Source organism: Pseudomonas sp. VEM90, from assembly GCF_054611535.1.
On sequence record NZ_JBTRAR010000031.1, the window covers coordinates 16,403 to 34,230 of the forward strand.

A 17,828-nucleotide genomic window follows, 5' to 3' on the forward strand; every position below is an offset into this window, starting at 1 on the left:
GTTGATTTAAGTGAACGTTCCAGTCACATGCAGGCAGGATCTTGGTTATGTTTGTTATTTACCTGCATTTTCCGAGACGCTCCTGTCGTTGTAAAACGCGTGGAACTATGACCTACTATTAGTCTTACTCATGCTCGGGACGCCGCCATGTCGGAACGGATTCAGGCCTTGCACGCGTTGCGTGCCTTCGAGGTGGCCTCTCGCTATGGCTCATTCACCCGTGCGGCTGAAGAGCTGGCCCTGACTCAGGGCGCCGTCAGCCACCACATCAAGACCCTCGAAGCCCTGTTCGGCTGCGACCTGTTCGAACGTCGGGGCCCCAAGCTGAGCCTGACCGAGCACGGCCGCCTGCTGGCGCAAGAGCTGAAGGTGGGCTTCAAGATCATCGAAAATGCCTGCGCACTGCTGCGTCAGGATCGCTACGGCCTGCGCCTGAAGGCGCCGTCCACGCTTACGGTGCGCTGGCTGCTGCGGGCGCTGGATGCGTTCAAGAAGGTCGAGGACAACTGCAGCGTGCAGCTATCCAGTGTGTGGATGGATATCGATAGCGTGGACTTCTATTCCGAGCCTTACGACTGCGCCATTCTCCTGGCCAGCGGGCGTTTTTCCGCCGATATCGAGAGCTTCAAGCTGTTCGATGAATGGCTGATCCCGGTATGTCATCCGGATTACATGTCGCAGGTGCAGCCGCAACTGTCCGACCTGCCCCGATGCGAGTTCCTGCACCCGTCACCCGACCGGCGTGACTGGCGGCGTTGGCTGGCGCGAATGGATGCGCTGGACATCAGCATCGACCAGGGGCAGGTGTTCGATACCCTCGACCAGGGCATATCGGCCGCCCAGCAAGGCTTGGGTATTTCAGTGGTCGATCTGGTACTGGCCAGCACCGACCTGGCCGCCGGGCGCCTGGTCACGCCTTTCAAGCATGCCGTGGCCACCGGCGACGGTTACTACATGACCTGGCTCAAGGCCAGCCCAAAAGCGCGGCAGATGCACAAGCTGCGTGACTTCCTGCTCGGCCAGGTACCGCCGCTGGCCTACAAGGACATCAACTACCTGTACGGTTGAACACCCGATCGAGCATGAAATCGATGAATACCCGCAACTTTGGCGGCATCTGCCGCCCGGACGGCCACAGCAGGTAGAAGCTGCCGCGCCGTTCCATGAAGTCGTCGAGGACACTGACCAGTGAGCCATTGCCCAGTTCACGACCCACGTTGAAGTCCGGCAGACAGGTAATGCCGCGGTGGTTCAAGGCAAAGCAGACGCGTGTTTCGACGTGGTTGCAGACCATCGAGATGGGGATGTCATAGGTTTGCTCGGGGTGCTCCTGGCGCAGCGGCCAGGTTTCCAGCTTGCCGTTGCTGGGGAAGCGATAATGCAGGCAGGTATGCGCCGCCAGGTCGCGTGGGTGCAAGGGTGTGCCACGTTCGCGCAGGTACTCGGGCGAGGCTACCAGACGGTGCTGAAAGTGCCCCAGGAATTTGGCGCTGAGCCGAGAGTCCGCCGGCTGCCCGCCGCGCATCACCACATCGAAGCCTTCGCCGACGATATCCACCATGCGGTCGGAGAAGTCCAGGTCCAGTTCAACCTGTGGGTACAGGGCCATGAACTCGGCAAGTGCCGGCATTACCAGTCTGGTCACCTGCGGCATGCTCACCCGCAGGCGCCCGCGTGGGGTTTCGCTGGCCTGCGACAGCTCCTGCTCGGTAGCTTCGATTTCGGCAAGGATGCGCCGGCTGCGTTCGAGGAACATCGTGCCCTCGGCGGTGAGGGTGATGCTGCGCGTGCTGCGGTGGAACAGGCGCACGCCCAGGCGGCTTTCCAGGCGCGCCACGCGCTTGCCCACTGCCGAGGCACTGATCCCCAGTGACTGGCTGGCGGCAACGAAGCTGCGTGTTTCGGCCACCCGATTGAAGACCACGAAGCCGCTGAGGCTGTCCATGTCCCACTCCTGATTACGGACGCTGATGTCCTGGGTTAGCGGCATTGTAACCGTCTTTTTCCGCAATGGCCTGGTCTTGCAGACTGTCCGCCTCGTTTCCCACTCAAGGCGTTTGCAATGTCCCAGACATCTTCCCCACCGTTGCTGGCCGCCAGCAACGAACGTCTGCCCGTTGGCGGGCTGCTGGCGCTGGCCATGACCGGTTTCATCGCCATTCTCAGCGAAACCCTGCCTGCGGGTCTGCTCGACCAGATTGCCGATGGTATGCACATCAGCCAGGCCATGGCTGGGCAATGGGTCACGGCGTATGCCTTGGGCTCGTTACTGACCGCCATCCCGTTGGTGACGTTGACCCAAGGCTGGTATCGGCGCCGGGCGCTGTTGCTGGCGATCATCGGCTTCGTGCTGTTCAACGGGCTGACGGCCTTGTCGAACTCCAACACGCTGACCCTGGTGCTGCGCTTTTTCACGGGGGCTGCGGCCGGCCTGGCATGGGGCCTGATCGCTGGCCATGCCCGGCGCATGGTGCCGGTGCCGTTGCAGGGCCGGGCCATGGCCCTGGCCATGCTCGGGCAGCCGATTGCCTTGTCGCTCGGCTTGCCGATTGCGACCTGGCTGGGGGCGGGGTTGGGCTGGCGTGCGACGTTCGTGGTCGTCACGCTGGTGGCGTCGCTGCTGGTGGTGTGGGTGTTGCGATCCGTACCGGACTACCCGGGGCAGGCTGCCGGCAAGCGCCCGGCGGCCATGCAGGTATTGCGCACGCCAGGGGTGTTGATCGTATTGCTGGTGATCCTCACCTGGATCCTTGGCCATAACATTCTCTACACCTATATCGTGCCGTTGCTGGCGGCAGCCGGCATGGCTGCGGACATTGGCCCTGTGCTGATGGTGTTTGGTCTGTCGGCGCTGGCCGGGATCGGCCTGGTAGGGCTGCTGGTCGACCGGCACCTGCGCAAGCTGGTGTTGCTGAGTCTGGCCGGTTTTGCCTTGGCCACGCTGGCATTGGGGCAGGCATCGTCGTGGCTTGTGTACTTGAGCATCGCCTTGTGGGGAATGACCTATGGTGGTGCCCCGACCCTGCTGCAGACAGCGTGCGCCGACGCCGCAGGCCCGGGTGGTGACGTAGCGCAGTCGATGCTGGTGACGGTGTGGAACTGCGCCATTGCCCTGGGCGGGATCATTGGCGGCTTGCTGCTGGCTGGGGCTGGCGTGGAGTGGTTTGGCGGGGTGGTGCTGATGTTGATCGCCTTGGCCTGGCTGCTGGCCGTGGCCGGGCGCAGGAGCGGTTTTGTGGCGGGGAGGCGCTAAAACACTCATGCCAGGCACGACACAGGTAGAATAACGCCATCTACAGACAATCCAGAGGTCGACGCAGTGGAGTTGCAGCAGGGTTTTGTCCTGACCCGGCACTGGCACGATACGCCGGAAGGCACCTGCGTGGAGTTCTGGCTGGCCACCGATGCCGGGCCGCGGCTGTTGCGGCTGGCGGCGCAGGAGTCGGTGGCTTTCATTCCTCAGGCGCAGGCCGAGCATGCCCGTGTGCTGCTGGCCAACGAAACCGGGACCCAGCTCAAGCCACTGCGTCTGAAGGACTTCGAGCATCGCCCGATGCTCGGCCTCTATACCCGCCAGCATCGCCAATTGATGCAACTGGAGCAGCGTCTGCGTACGGCCGGTATCGACGTGTTCGAGGCCGATATCCGGCCGCCGGAGCGTTACCTCATGGAGCGCTTCATCACGGCGCCGGTGCAGTTCACTGGCCAGCCGGATGCGCAGGGCGTTTACCGGGAAGCCCAGCTCAGGCCGCTGCCAGGCTATCGCCCGGCGCTGCGCCTGGTGTCGCTGGATATCGAGACCAGCGAGCGTGGTGAGCTGTACAGCATCGCGCTGGAGGGCTGTGGCCAGCGCCAGGTGTACATGCTCGGCCCGGCCAACGGCGATGCCAGCGGGCTTGACTTCGACCTGGAGTATTGCGCCGATCGCGCCGCCTTGATTACCCGGCTCAACCAGTGGATGGCCAGGCATGACCCGGACGCGATCATTGGCTGGAACCTGGTGCAGTTCGACCTGCGGCTGCTGCATGAGCACGCCAAGTCGTTGCAGGTGCCACTGGCCCTGGGGCGCAACGGTGCGGTCATGACCCTACGCAGCCATGCCGGTGGCGGCCATGTCTTCGCCGATGCGCCGGGGCGGCTGCTGATCGATGGCATCGAGGCGCTGCGTTCGGCTACCTGGAGTTTTCCCTCGTTCAGCCTGGAGAACGTTGCCCAGACCCTGCTGGGTGAAGGCAAGGCCATCGACACGCCGTACCAACGCATGGACGAAATCAATCGCCGCTTCGCCGAAGACAAACCGGCCCTGGCGCGCTACAACCTGAAGGACTGCGAACTGGTCACGCGCATTTTCGCCCATACCCGGCTGCTCGACTTCCTGCTCGAACGTGCGTCGGTGACGGGGTTGGCCGTGGACCGCAGCGGTGGTTCGGTAGCCGCGTTCTGTCACTTGTACATTCCACAGATGCACCGCCTTGGCTTCGTCGCGCCCAGCCTTGGCAGCCGCCCAGACGAAGCCAGCCCCGGCGGCTTCGTCATGGATTCGCGGCCAGGGCTTTACGACTCGGTGCTGGTGCTGGACTACAAGAGCCTGTACCCGTCGATCATTCGTACCTTTCTGATCGACCCGGTAGGGCTGATCGAAGGCCTGCGTCAGCCTGACGACGCACATTCGGTCGAGGGCTTTCGCGGTGGGCGTTTTTCACGCACACAGCACTGCCTGCCAGCCATCGTCGAACGGGTGTGGCAGGGCAGGGAAGCGGCCAAGCGCGAGGGAAATGCGCCGCTGTCACAGGCCTTGAAGATCATCATGAATGCCTTCTACGGAGTGCTTGGCTCCAGCGGTTGCCGTTTCTTCGACCCGCGCCTGGCGTCGTCGATCACCATGCGCGGCCACCAGATCATGCGCCAGACCAGGTCCCTGATCGAGGCGTGCGGCTACGATGTGATCTACGGGGACACCGACTCCACCTTCGTCTGGCTCAAGGGCGCCCATGCCGAGGCAGACGCGGCGCGCATAGGCCGCGAGCTGGTGGCAAAGGTCAACCAATGGTGGCAAGCCCATCTGCACGAGACCATGAACCTGCAGAGCGCCCTCGAGTTGCAGTTCGAGGTGCATTACCGGCGCTTTCTGATGCCCACCATCCGCGGTACCGACGAAGGCAGCAAGAAGCGCTATGCCGGCCTGGTGCAGCGGCCCGACGGTGCTGAAGAAATGGTTTACAAGGGGCTGGAATCGGTGCGCACCGACTGGTCACCGCTGGCCCGGCAGTTCCAGCAGGAACTCTACGGCCGTGTGTTCCGCAGCGAGCCCTACCGTGATTACGTGCGCGAGTATGTGCGGCGCACGTTGGCGGGCGAGCAGGACGAACTGCTGGTTTATCGCAAGCGCCTGCGTCGCCCGCTGGCCGATTACCAGCGCAACGTGCCGCCGCATGTGCGTGCCGCACGCCTTGCCGACGACTACAACAAGCGTCTGCAGCGCCCTCTGCAGTATCAGCGAGGGGGCTGGATCAGCTATGTGATCACCACCGCCGGGCCTGAACCGCTGGAAAACCTGCAGGCACCGATCGACTACGATCACTACATCAGCCGTCAGCTTTTGCCGGTGGCCGACGCCATCCTGCCCTTTGTCGGCGATGATTTCACGCGCCTTACCGACCATCAGTTACTGCTGTTCTGAACGGGTGGTAGATAGCTAGGCGTCAGCATGACGCAACAGTCTTCAGACTCGGTCCTCCATGTCGTCGCGGAGGCAGAGATGCAGAACAATAGCAGTCAACCATCGGCTGTGGTCGATACCCTTGCCATGGCACAAGCATGCCAGGATCACTACATCGCACAGCGGCTGCCGGCCTGGATGAAGCGGCTGAGCATGGCCGAATTCACCCTGCTGAGCGAGGCGCTGCCTGAACTGCTGGCCTGCCGCGCAGGCTTGTCGTCAGCGCTGGCGCGGCTACGCAACCTGAATGCATTTACCCAGCCCTTGCTGCAGCAGGCGCTCGGTGCCCACGGCGACCTTGACGTCGATCGCCTGTACTTTCGCCAGTGGTACACCTTTCCCTCACACACGATCCATTATGTAACCAGTCGGCTTCCGGTTGTCGGTAGCGACTACTACGACATTCCTCTGCTCGAAGCCGCTTTGAGCAATTTCACCGCGGAACAGCAGCGCGACCAGCCACAGGGCAATTGTCTGGTGAGCGTGCGCGGCGCAGAGCGTCGTGAACTGTCTGCAACGGGCTTCGCCAGGCTGTGTCGAGCGCTGGATCTTGGGCAGAAATACCAGGCGCATCTGGATTCGGTACTCCAGCCCCAAGTCAGGGGATTGCTGACACGCCGGCAACGCTACAGCATGCTGGTGGATGCCCTGCAAGCCAGGGCGCAGGGCGTATTGAGCGCAGACGAACTGCAGTGGGTGGTGGCGCTGTGCACCAAGGACACGCTCGGCAAGCTCGAAGGCGCATCGGTTCGCGTGCGACAGTTGGCGTTGTTCGGCTGCCGCTTGCAGGAGATCGTCGTGCTGGACGTGATCGACGCGGGCGTGTTGTTCAACACCAGCAAGCGCGTGCTGGTCTATGTGCCGGGTGACCCGCGCGGCCCCTGGAGCGTGCGCGGCGACCTGGAAGATTACGCCCGCCGGGTGCTTGGCAAACGCCTGCGCGAAGATGACTACCGGCGTTTCTTCAACCGCTTCGTGCGCCGACGCGATAGCCAGCGATTCTTCTCGGCCGTCAGTGAGCGCCTCGATGACGTGCCCGGCTGGGCAACCCGGGACCTTGATGAGCAGACCTTTGCCTATCGCCTGCCACTGTTCGAACACCTTGCTGACGACTGGATTGCGCGGATCAAGGACGATGCTGCGGTCATCGCCCCGCCCGTGGCCTTGCTTGATCGCGAGGTCCAGGCCGAACACGCCCGCCGTTTGCGTGCTGAAGGCTGGACCCTGTTGGGTGTTGCAGGGTTCTTCGTTCCGGGCATCGGCGCGGTGTTGCTGGGGGTGATGGCCTGGGAACTGCTTGAGCAGACGTTCCAGGCTGTAGGGGACTGGCAGGACAACGAACGCAATGCGGCACTGGCGCACCTGCTGAATGTAGGCAAGGGGCTGCTGGCTGTCGGGGCAACTGTTGCCGTCGTTGCCACGGCCCGGCGCGCCTGGAGCGTGGTGGACAAGCTGGTACCCGCGCAGCTGGAAAACGGTGAGGAAAAACTGTGGAACGCAGACCTCAGCCCCTATCGCTACGAAAGCCCGCCAGACACGGCGGAGCCGGACATGGAGGGTATGCACCGCCTGGGCGAGCGCCGCTGGATCAGCATGGACGGGCACTGGTATGAGATGACCTGGCACGACCACGATGAACAGTGGCAATTGCTCCCTTATCAGGGCTATGCGCCGCCGCTGCGTCACAATGGGGCCGGTGCCTGGCGGCTGTGGTGCGAGCAGCCCGCCGAGTGGGGCGACACACGCCAGTTGTTCCGCCGCCTGGGCGGGCCATTCAGCGACCTTGACGATGCGCAGATCGACCGGTCGCTGGCGATCCATGGCCTTGATGATCAGCATCTGCGAGCTTGGCATGTGTATGGCCGACCGCCGGAGGCAGCGTTGGTCGATACCGTCACGCGCGTGCGGCTCGCTGGCAGGATTGGTACGTTGGTCAACCAGCTGCGCGAGGGCGGTGTAACTGCAGACCCGCAACTGCTGGAGCGGGTCATGCGCCTTCCACAAGCCGTCGGCAAGGACGGAGCAGCGTTAGCCGATGTGGCTTGGATCGGGCGACGAGAACTTCTACAGGCGGTGTACGAAGAGCAGAATCCCGACACGGAAACGGGCCGTCTCTTACGGCAGAATTTTGCCAGCCTGCACCGCTTGGCCGCGGATGAGGTGCTGCGCGATGCCAGCGAGGATGACCTGCAGCTTTTACGTGAGACGGGGCGTGTGCCGTTGCTGATGGCCGAGGCAGCAAGGTTGCAGGTTGCGCGAATCCGAATGGCGCGTGTGTATGAGGCGCTGTGCATCGATACGCCGCAAAACCTCGACCTGGCGCGTGTGGTCCTGAATCTGCTGGTGCATGTGCCGGGGGCTGGCGGGCCGGGGTGGCGATTGTACGACGGTGATGCCAGCGAGCCGTTACTGACGGTCGAGGGATCGACGCAGACGTTTGACTTGCTTCATCGTCATGGGTTGTTCCGCCTGCGTGCCCGAACGCACACGGTTGTCGGTGAGAGGGGCGAGTTGTTCGAGACCTTGGCCGCAGCCTATGACGACGCATCGCAAGCGGCCATCGGCCAAGGCCAGCCCTTTGTGCCTGCGCTGCGCCAGGCGCTGGCCAACGTGGCTTTCGACCAACGCCAGACCGTGGTGAACCTGCTCAGGCTGGAACAGCCGAGCGGCTCGTTTCTCGCGCCGCAACGTCTGGCTGATGGCCGGATTGGTTACCCCATGGCGGGCGGCAGGCTCTGGGGGGCGTCAGGGCGAAACAGGCCAAGGGCGCTTCAGGCCCGGTTGCGAGACCTGTACCCGGCCTTTACCGACGAACAGATCGGGCGCTGGTTGGCCTCAGGTGACGCGCAGGCCAGGTTATCTATGCTGGAGCAGCAATATGGGGTGCTCAAGAGACACTTGACCCAGTGGGCACGCAGTGCCTTGCTGTCACCAGAACTGGCCGCCCGGCGTGAGTTCAGAAAGGGGCTGATCAACTGCTGGCGCTGTCTTGTGCCGGAATTGCAAGGGCAAGCAGCACTGGAGGACGGGCGCTTCATGCTGACCCAGACCATCAGCCGCTTGCGCCAGCTGCCGGTCCTGCCCGCGCAAGTGGGCTTTCCCCACGTCTCGATCCTGGCCTTGCGCGCCATGCGCGTGGAGCACGTTCCGGACGAGTTTCTGCGGGCGTTTCCCAACTTGCGCAACCTGGAAATCACCAACTGCCGACTCACGCGTTTGCCATTGCCTCTGATGCTTGTCCAGAGGCTGGAGGTACTCGACTTGTCTGGTAACCAGATCACGCTCGACCAAGGCCAGGCGTTGGTCTTGGCAGATTGCCGGTCCCTGGTGTACCTGAACCTTTCGGACAACCCGTTGCGCAGGGCATTTTCCGTCCAGGCAATGATCGAGCTGAATGCCCTCTACCTGTCGAACACTCAGTTACCCGAGTGCCCCTACGGGCTGATGGACGCGCCAGAACTGCACACCCTGAACCTCAGCGACAACCGTATTTCTGAACTGCCCGAGGGTTTTCATCAGTCGCAGTTGTGGCGTTCGGGCAGGGTCGAGCTTTCCGGCAATCCGCTGGGGGCAGCATATGACGGGGTTTCAACCTGGCATTTGCTTGAGGCCAGTCGCGTGCCTTACCGGTTGCGCATTCTGGATGCGTTGCCTGGCGAACGTCGAGATGAAATGGCGGCACTGTGGGCCCATCTGGAGGCCGAGGAGCAATCGGAAGAGTTTTTCAATACCCTGTCGATGCTGACAGAATCCGGCGCCTTCAGTTTCTCATCGACGGCATCCGCGTTGGCGGCCCGTGTGTTCGACATGCTCCAGGCGATGTCTGAGCATGATGCCCTCAGGCAAGAGCTGTTCGAGCACGCAGCGGCGACCGGTTGCCAGGATAACGCCACCGCGCGTTTCGCCGACCTGGAACTGCGAGTGATGATATGGCGCACGAGGCACAGCGGATCTGCCCGGCCTGAACGGGCCTTGCTGAAGCTCGGTGCCCGGATGTGGCGGTTGGCGGTGCTTGAGCAAATTGCCGCTGAACATGCTTATCGGGTGGGGGCGGGTGCTGAATCGATCGAATTCGCCTTGGCCTATCGAATCGGCTTGCGCAAGTCTCTGGACTTGCCTGCCCAACCCGATGAAATGCTTTATGCAGGGATCCCTGCCTTGAGTAATCAGGACCTTCTCCTGGCCCGTGAAAGGATCCTGGCGCGACAGACTCGGGAGGGCATTGCTGATTACCTGTCACGCCAGTGGTTCTGGCAGGATTACTTGCGCAAGGCCTCCGCGGTTCGCTTGCAAGTGCCCCAATCCATGCACGCTGAGCTGGAACGGCTGATGGCGCTGGGGAATCGGGACGAGGAAATCGCGCGGCTGCAGATCCGCAATCAGCAACGCGAGCATGCGGTGTTGCTGCAGTTGACGCTGGAGGCGCTGGACCGGAACACGGTGCAGCGTCCGCTCCGCTAGCGGGTTGGCGGTTGTCTGAACGCAGGCATTAGCTATATAGCGCCTGGCGGGGAGCAGGCAACTTAGTCTGGCCTCTTTTCATGAAGAGGCCCCCGCTATGGACACCACTTTGCCGTCAGATGCGCAGGCCGCCATCGATGCCTTCCAGGACGGCATCATCGGCAGGCGCCTGCCACTCTGGTTGCGTCATGCACCCGCTGAGCAACTGCCTGAGATCGGCAGGGCATTGGCAAACAGCCTTCGCTGCTGTGAGCAAGTGAACACGGTGCTGCGAGGTATCGAGGGCATCGACCGTTTCGTCGCATCAGCCCTGGGGAAGGCCCTCGACGAGCGTTATGGGCTTGGCCATAACCCTTACTCGCTCAGGTTTCTGGAAGGCCGCCGGGAAGCTGTGATCAACAGTCAGCCGGTGGGCGCGCACCTGACGGCCGTGGTCTATGAAGAAAAGCCGCTGCTCGAAGTGGCATTGCGCAACTTCACGACCGCGCAGGCACAGGAAGATGGCCAGCCGCGCGGTAACCGATTGCTGCTTCCACGCCACGGTACGGTCAAACCCCCTACGAGCATCGCGTTTGCCGGACTGTGTCGTGAGCTGGACCTGGGTGAGCGCTATCAACGTCATCTGGATGCCATTCTCACGCCCGCTGGCAGTGCCGAACGCCTGGTATCACAGCTTGTCGATGCCACGCGCTACACCATGCTTGTGGACGCCTACAAAGCCAGGCAGGAGGGAGCGCTGGATGCCAGCGAGCTCCATTTGATGGTGGCTGTGTGCGAGAAGGGGGAGCTGCCGCGCTTGGCGGGCGACCTTGTGCTGGCCAGGCAACTGAAGTTGCTGGGCTGCCAGATTGAGCAGGTGACTGTGTTCGTTGTGGTTGAGCAGGGCGTTTTGTTCAACACGACGCGTCGGGTGTTGCTTTACGTGCCTGGGGACCCTTATTCGCCCTGGCGCGCGTTCGAGAGCATCGACAAACTGAACCGCGAACTGGGCCGCCGCTTGCGAGAGAAGGCCTATCAACGTTTCTTCAGCCGCTTCGTGCTGCGGCGTGACAGCCAGGCTTTTTTCGCCCAGGTCGCGGAGCGCTTCGATGACCTGCCGAGCTGGGCCTTTCGCGATCTCGAACCGCGCTTGCAGGCTTACCCGCAGCCGTTGTTCATCAGCCTGGCACGGGCACGTATCCACCAGATCAAGGACGATGCGGCGATGATCGCGGTCCCTGTGGCCAGGCTGGATCGTGAGGTTCAGCGCCAGCATGACCTGCGCCTTGCAGCCGAAGGGTGGGCGCTGCTCAACCTGGCCAGCTTCTTTGTGCCTGGGGTTGGCCTGGCGCTGCTGGCCGTGACGGCCTTTGAACTGCTGGGTGAGGTCTACCATGGCGTCGAGGCCTGGCAGGAAGGCGATCGCCAGGAGGCGCTCGACCATTTGACCCATGTGGCGACAGACCTTGCCCTGCTGGCGACCACGGTAGCCGGGGTGGGTGTGGCTCGACGGGTTTGGGCACGCTCTGCGAAGGTCGATGCCATGGTGCCGGCTCGGCTGGAGGACGGCACTGAGAAACTCTGGCAACAAGACGTGACCCCGTTTCAAAGCCAGGCACCCGTTGCCGCCTCAAGCCCGGACGCCTTGGGTATTCGGCGTCAGGACGGGCTTGCCTGGATCGAAATGGACGGGCATCACTATCGCGTGACAGAGGCGGGTGATGATCAATGGCAGTTGTATCCGGTCGACGGTCATGGACCGTTGCTGCGCCACAATGGCGCAGGTGCCTGGCGGTTGTGGAGCGAGCAACCGGCTCGGTGGACCGACAAATACCGCATGTTCCGGCGTTTGGGCGAACCCTTCAATGGGCTGAATGACGAACAGATCGATCAGGTTCTGCTGTTCCACGGCCTTGATGGCGACGACCTGCGTGGCCTGCATGTACACGCCCAGGCACCGAGCCCCGGGATGATCGACAGCGTGGCGCGGGTCAGGCTTGATCAACGCATCCGCAGCATGATTGGCCGTTTGCGCAGTGGCGAGCCGGTAGAAGATACAACAGTGCTCGATCACGCTCGGCGCCTGCCAGGCGCGAGTGGCCTGACAGATCGGGCATTGGCAGCGTTGGCATGGACGCAGCGCCGAACACTGCTGCAGCACCTTTTCGAAGCCTTGCAGCCCAGCGACACCCCTGGCAGCGCAGTGCTGCGCCGGGTCTTCCCGGGGCTGAGCGCGCGCACTGCGCAAGCACTGGTACAGGCCGCCAGCAGCGTGGATCGCATGCGGCTGCTGTCCAGCGGAAGGGTTGCACTGGGGCTGGCCGAGGCGGCAAGGGGCAGTGTGCTGGCTACCCGCCAGGCTCGCGTATTTGAAGCGTTGTACCTTGATACGCCGCAGCATGCAGACCTGGCACGGGTGGCCTTGGGCATGCTGCGGTATCTACCCGGAGGCGAACAAGGTGTGCGCTGGCGCCTGTACGAAGGCTGCCTGGGCGGGCCGATACTGGCGAAGACCGAGCAAGGGCCGCGGGCGTTCGATCTGGTGCACGTTAACGGTAGGTTTCAACTGCATGGCGGCCAGGGCACGGCGCTGGGTGAGGCAGGTGAGTTGTTTGACGTCATGGCGCCAGCCTATACCGAAGGGCAACGGCAGGCGATGGGGATCGGCGATCCATTCGCGCACAACCTCAGGGTGATGCTGGCGCGCGAAGCGGCACGCCATCGTGATGAGATCAGTCGTTTGCTTGGCGCGGTACGCCCAGGTGCTGTCCGAGGGCCCATGCGCTTGGCCGATGGACGTATTGGCTACCCGTTGGGTGGTGGCGGAGTAAGTGGTTTTGCATCAAGGGGCAGTGCCCTGAGGGCAACGCTGCGCGATCTCTTTCCGTGGTTGAGTGATGAGCAGGTCGAGACCTTCGCCGATGACGCCAGGCGTTCAGGGCATCAGATTGAACACGTACTGGCTGACCTTCGCAATGAGTTCGCGGTGCTTCGCGCCACACTGAATACCTGGGTGGCACGAGGGCAGGGTGACGTCAGGGAAGATCGAGAGGCTTTACGCCAGACGTTGTTCAATTGCTGGCGGCGGTCGGTGGGCGTGGGGGAGCTGCAGATCAATGCACAGGAAAACCTCCACGTCATGTTCTGCAATTTCAGATCGAGCGGCTTGCCCAACATACCCGCACAGGTCTGCTTCAGAGGTGTGACCAGCCTGTCGCTGCTGCACCTTGACCTTCTGGAGGTGCCCAGCAGCCTGCTGCTGGCCTTCCCTAACCTGCAAACCCTCGATCTGGGTGGGAACCTGTTGACGCGCCTTCCGCAGCCGTTGCTGCAGATAGCGCAGCTGCGGCATCTGAGCCTGACCAACAACCGGATCGTCCTGAACATTGCACAAACCGCCACGCTGGCCAGTTGCACGAACCTGCAGTCTCTCGATCTGTCCCACAACCCCCTGGGGAGCAGGTTCACGTTGGCGGGTTTGGCTGAATTGCGTTGGCTGAACTTGCGCGACACACAGATCTCGCAGTTTCCACTGGGCGTGTTCGACAACGCTCAGTTGGTATCCGTTGACTTGCGGGATAACCGGATCAGGCACATTCCAGAGGGTTTCTACCAGTTGCCCGTGTGGCAGCGGCGGCGGTTCCGCTTGAGTGCGAACCCCTTGGGCGAGGCCCAGACGTTACGCTTGCAGGCTTCGTTGAGTAGCGTCGATCCGGCCCTCGACGAGGAGCAAGTGCTTCTGCGGCTGCAGCACGCGCGTGAAGTATGGGGGGATGCCGTGGCCCCGGAGCATCGCGGCTTGATGCTTGCTGCCTGGGACTCGCTGGATTCAGGGCAGGACGCCGAGCGTTTCTTCCGGGTGCTTCGCCAGTTGTTGTTGTCCGAAGACTTTCGTGTCAACGCGCGTGCACTGGGCAATCGGGTCATGGCGGTATTGCAAGCGATGGCCATTACGCCAGCGTTGCGGCAGAACTTGCTGTCAGTGGCCAATGATGAGTGGGGGTGCCAGGACGGTGCAACCTGGTGCTTGAGCAACCTTGAACTGAATTTGCTGGTTTGGCAGGTTGAGCACGCGGCTCAGGGAGAAAGCGAACAAGCCTTGCTAGACCTGGGCAGACGTTTATGGCGCCAGGATGCAGTCGACAGGTTCGCTACCCGATGGGCGCTACAGCATGGCAGGACGCTGGAAGGAAGCGAGGTGGGGTTGGCTTTCAGGGTCGGGCTGAGGGAGCGTCTCGACTTGCCACTGCAGGTGGGAGAAATGAGCTTCCTGGCGATCTCAGGCGTTCTGGATGCGGACCTGGCAGAAGCAGAGGCTGCGGTGCGGGATGCGGAAACGCCGGAAGAGATTGCCCGCTCCATGGTTGACCGTGAATTCTGGCAGGCGCACCTGGAGCGTTCTCATCCTGAACGATTCGCTGCGGTCGACCTGCCGTTCAGAAGGCAACTCGAAAGGGTGCTTGACGACGAAGCGCTGAGCGAAGGGGCCAGGATCGACCAGGCGGATGCCATTCGTGATGCGCAGCGCGCTGCACGCAGAGGGCTGATGCTGGATCTGACGATTCAAGCGATGGAAGTGGGACCCGAGGGGCCATCGATCGATGTGCGTTGACATGCGTTCAGGGCAAGGGCTCGCCTGGCCCTGCCACAGCGGCTTTGGGCTATGCTCAATCAAGCTGACAGTAGTTCTACCAGCGCCGTAGTCTTGGCTTCAGGTGGCTCGGAAATCGACAGTTACTTTTGCACACCCCGCTCTGGAACGAAGTGGTTTAGGCTCCCTGTCGGATTTTTCTCCGTGATCTGTAGTCATTGGTATATCGAGACAATAAGGAGATACGCATGCTTGTCCGGTCACTGACCCTCGCAACCTTGCTTGCTGTTGCCGGCCCCCTGTTTGCCGCAGACAGTGATGCGCCTCTAGCCAAGGAACTGGGCAAGGCCAGACCATTGGTGGTTATCGCTCCCAGCAGTGCCGACCCGACGTTGCGAGGGTTGAACAAGGCGCTCGAGGACCCGGCCACTCAGGCTGCGTTCAAGGAGCGCAACCTTGTCCTGTACAGCGTCGCCAACATGATGGGCAAGCGAGAGGACAAGAACCTCGAGCAGCAGACCACAATGGCCCTGATTCGGGAACTGAAGCTGGGTGCGAGCAAGGGTACCAAGGTGATTCTGGTGGGCAAGGACGGTGAGCGGCACATGCTCAAGGACGACGACAGCGGCGAGGTCATCGACCCGCAGGTGATCTTCAAGGCGGTCGATGAACTGCCTGCCAGTGAAAAGGCACTGGCGGCGCCCGAGCCCGTAGCGGCGACCCCGCAAGGCAAGGCCAAGGACAGCAAGCCGGCCAAGCCCGCAGCCCCGCCCAAACCGCTGGAAGACTGATCACACCTCATGGCCCCAAGGCACCTTGGGGCCAGTTGCCGGGTGTCGTGTATCGCACTGTATCTGCCTGTGCAGCAGACCTACTGCCATACAAAAGCACGCCTGACACGATACATCCCCGACAAACCGCAACGGCCTAATGGCTCCACTATCCAACCCCAGTGGAGCTGCATCATGACTCAAGCAAAAAACACCCTCGGCCTGCTCGGCGCCGCCCTGATCGGCAGCATGGCATTGAGCAGCAGTGCGTTCGCCGTCGAGCCGCTGGCCCAAGGTTACCAGCTGGCTTCGGCCAAAGTGGCCGGCGAGGGCAAGTGCGGTGAAGGCAAGTGCGGCGGCAGCGGCAAGGCTTCCCAAAGCGAAGGCAAGTGCGGTGAGGGTAAATGCGGCGCCGGCGCCAAGGCCGGGGCTGAGGGCAAGTGTGGTGAAGGCAAGTGTGGCGACGCCTCGTTCGCCAAAACCGACAGCAATCACGATGGCAAGGTCTCGCGCGATGAGTTTCTGTCGGTGGCCAAGGACCGTGCCCGTGATTTCGACACGATCGACCGCAACCATGACGGTTTCATCTCCGAGCAGGAAGCGGCGGATCACCTCAAGGCGATTTATCAGGCCAATGGCAAGGCCATGCCTGATGGCTTGTTCAGCCACCTGACCGGCAAGCCCTGACTTTCTACCCCATGAAACGCCACAACGCTCCTCCTGCTGGCCAGGTGGGGCGTTGTGCCTGTTGGAGAGCTTTTATGTTTCCTGCAATGTTGAACATCGGGCTAGGCCTGCGTCGCGGCCTGTTGCCGGAACTGCTGGCCATGGAGGCGGGTGCAGTGGACTTTCTCGAGTGTGCGCCGGAAAACTGGATTGCCGTGGGCGGCGCCTACGGCAAGGGCATGGCCCAGCTGGCGGAGCGCTTTCCTGTCACCTGTCATGGGTTGTCTTTATCGCTGGGTGGCAGCGCGCCGCTGGACCGCCATTTTCTCGAGCAGACCCGGCAGTTTCTTGACCGATACCAGGTGCGACTGTACAGCGAGCACCTGAGCTACTGCAGTGATGACGGGCACCTGTACGACCTGATGCCCATCCCGTTCACCGATGAAGCCGTACGCCATGTGGCTGCGCGCATACGCCAGGCTCAGGAGCAGCTGGAGCGGCGCATTGCCGTGGAGAACATCAGCTACTATGCCGCGCCGTATCAGGCGATGAGCGAACTCGACTTCATCCGGGCGGTGCTTGATGAAGCCGATTGTGACCTGCTGCTGGACGTCAACAACGTCTATGTCAACGCCTGCAACCATGGTTACGACGCCCGGCAATTCCTTGCAGGCCTGCCCCAGGCGCGCGTGGCCGGGATGCACGTTGCCGGGCATTACGATGAAGCGCCGGACCTCAAAGTGGATACCCACGGGGCCGCCGTGAAGGAAGATGTCTGGACGCTGTACGCCACCGCTTGTGCGCGCTTCGGCGTACGGCCGACGGTGCTGGAGCGTGATTTCAACTACCCACCCTTGGCCGAACTGTTGGCCGAGACGGCGCGTATGCGTGCTGTGCAATGCGCTGCCGGAGGGCAAGCAGATGAATGAGACCTTGCGTGCGCAGCTGTATGCCTTCGCCCGTCACTTGCGCGACCCGCAGCGCCATGCCCCGCCGCCCGGCGTCGAGGCCCGCCGCCTGAGGGTTTACCGCGAATTGTTCTATGGCGCCATCGAAGGCTTGCTGGCTGGCAGCTTCCCGGTCATGCGCCAGGCGTTGGGCGAGCAGCGCTGGCATGCGCGAGTAGGTGATTTCTACGCCAGTTACCGTTGCCAGACGCCATTGTTTACCGAAATTGCCGAAACCTTCGTCGACTACTTGCAAGGTGTGGCGCTGGACACCCCTTGGCAGTTGGAACTGGCGCATTATGAGTGGGTCGAGGCGCAGCTGTACCTGAGCGACGCCGAGGACCCGGCGCATGACCCTGATGGTGACCTGCTGGATGGGCAGCCGTTGTTGTCTTGTGTGGCGCGCGTGTTGGCCTATCGTTGGCCGGTGGACAGCATTGGCGTGGACTACCAGCCAACGGCTACCCCGGCGTCGCCAACCTTGCTGCTGGTTTATCGCGATGCCCGGTTGCAGGTGCGCTTTGCCCGGTTGGCCCCTATGGCGTACCGGTTGCTGGTGGAGCAGGGGACTGGAAGAGAGCGGCTGCAGGCATTGGGCGGGGATGTGCAGCAAGGGTTGGCATTGTTGCAGGCATTGCGCGAGCAGGGTGTCATTGTCGGAACCGTTTGAAGGCATTGGGGGCTGCGCAGCAGCC

General features: G+C 62.4%; 10 protein-coding genes. 9 read left to right on the plus strand and 1 reads right to left on the minus strand.

Annotated elements, in window-relative coordinates; all coding sequences use genetic code 11:
- Positions 1-147: 147 nt before the first annotated feature.
- On the plus strand, positions 148-1,068 hold the full coding sequence (locus ACYCCG_RS23660; RefSeq protein WP_459671971.1) for a LysR substrate-binding domain-containing protein: 921 nt from the start codon (positions 148-150) through the stop codon (positions 1,066-1,068).
- Here ACYCCG_RS23660 and ACYCCG_RS23665 read toward each other — a convergent pair.
- The gene (locus ACYCCG_RS23665) at positions 1,049-1,945 is read right to left on the minus strand and encodes a LysR family transcriptional regulator (protein ID WP_176683987.1); all 897 of its coding nucleotides are present in this window, start codon (positions 1,943-1,945) and stop codon (positions 1,049-1,051) included. The genes ACYCCG_RS23660 and ACYCCG_RS23665 overlap by 20 nt on opposite strands.
- A gap of 117 nt (positions 1,946-2,062) precedes the next feature.
- Between ACYCCG_RS23665 and ACYCCG_RS23670 the strand changes: the two genes are divergently transcribed.
- The 8 genes from ACYCCG_RS23670 (at position 2,063) to ACYCCG_RS23705 (ending at position 17,803) form a co-directional block, all read left to right on the plus strand.
- Positions 2,063-3,253 carry an MFS transporter gene (locus tag ACYCCG_RS23670; RefSeq protein WP_252459282.1) on the plus strand — a complete coding sequence of 397 codons (1,191 nt, stop codon included), beginning with the start codon at positions 2,063-2,065 and terminating at the stop codon, positions 3,251-3,253.
- 66 nt (positions 3,254-3,319) lie between these two features.
- Entirely contained in the window at positions 3,320-5,680 is a 2,361-nt protein-coding gene (locus tag ACYCCG_RS23675; RefSeq protein ID WP_459671974.1) for a DNA polymerase II, read from the plus strand.
- 78 nt (positions 5,681-5,758) lie between these two features.
- Positions 5,759-10,180, plus strand: a complete 4,422-nt coding sequence (locus tag ACYCCG_RS23680) for an NEL-type E3 ubiquitin ligase domain-containing protein (RefSeq protein ID WP_252459284.1) — start codon at positions 5,759-5,761, stop codon at positions 10,178-10,180.
- A 97-nt stretch (positions 10,181-10,277) separates the two neighbouring features.
- Positions 10,278-14,771 (plus strand): NEL-type E3 ubiquitin ligase domain-containing protein, encoded by a 4,494-nt coding sequence (locus ACYCCG_RS23685; protein ID WP_459671976.1) that lies wholly within the window; start codon positions 10,278-10,280, stop codon positions 14,769-14,771.
- Between the two features lie 227 nt (positions 14,772-14,998).
- Complete coding sequence (locus ACYCCG_RS23690) at positions 14,999-15,541, plus strand: DUF4174 domain-containing protein (protein ID WP_459671978.1); 543 nt, start codon at positions 14,999-15,001, stop codon at positions 15,539-15,541.
- Between the two features lie 174 nt (positions 15,542-15,715).
- A complete protein-coding gene (locus ACYCCG_RS23695) occupies positions 15,716-16,207 on the plus strand; it encodes an HvfA family oxazolone/thioamide-modified RiPP metallophore (RefSeq protein WP_176683886.1) in 492 nt (163 codons plus the stop codon).
- A 74-nt stretch (positions 16,208-16,281) separates the two neighbouring features.
- Positions 16,282-17,115, plus strand: a complete 834-nt coding sequence (locus tag ACYCCG_RS23700) for an HvfB family MNIO-type RiPP peptide maturase (RefSeq protein ID WP_209964957.1) — start codon at positions 16,282-16,284, stop codon at positions 17,113-17,115.
- A complete protein-coding gene (locus tag ACYCCG_RS23705) occupies positions 17,108-17,803 on the plus strand; it encodes an HvfC family RiPP maturation protein (protein ID WP_339535228.1) in 696 nt (231 codons plus the stop codon). Before ACYCCG_RS23700 ends, ACYCCG_RS23705 begins: the two co-directional genes overlap by 8 nt.
- Positions 17,804-17,828: the final 25 nt, after the last annotated feature.

Coding starts and splice junctions, on each gene's coding strand:
- ACYCCG_RS23680 (WP_252459284.1), top strand. CDS start 5,759: ATGCAGAACAATAGCAGTCAACCATCGGCTGTGGTCGATACCCTTGCC.
- ACYCCG_RS23705 (WP_339535228.1), top strand. CDS start 17,108: ATGAATGAGACCTTGCGTGCGCAGCTGTATGCCTTCGCCCGTCACTTG.
- ACYCCG_RS23665 (WP_176683987.1), bottom strand. CDS start 1,945: ATGGACAGCCTCAGCGGCTTCGTGGTCTTCAATCGGGTGGCCGAAACA.
- ACYCCG_RS23700 (WP_209964957.1), top strand. CDS start 16,282: ATGTTTCCTGCAATGTTGAACATCGGGCTAGGCCTGCGTCGCGGCCTG.
- ACYCCG_RS23690 (WP_459671978.1), top strand. CDS start 14,999: ATGCTTGTCCGGTCACTGACCCTCGCAACCTTGCTTGCTGTTGCCGGC.
- ACYCCG_RS23695 (WP_176683886.1), top strand. CDS start 15,716: ATGACTCAAGCAAAAAACACCCTCGGCCTGCTCGGCGCCGCCCTGATC.
- ACYCCG_RS23670 (WP_252459282.1), top strand. CDS start 2,063: ATGTCCCAGACATCTTCCCCACCGTTGCTGGCCGCCAGCAACGAACGT.
- ACYCCG_RS23685 (WP_459671976.1), top strand. CDS start 10,278: ATGGACACCACTTTGCCGTCAGATGCGCAGGCCGCCATCGATGCCTTC.
- ACYCCG_RS23660 (WP_459671971.1), top strand. CDS start 148: ATGTCGGAACGGATTCAGGCCTTGCACGCGTTGCGTGCCTTCGAGGTG.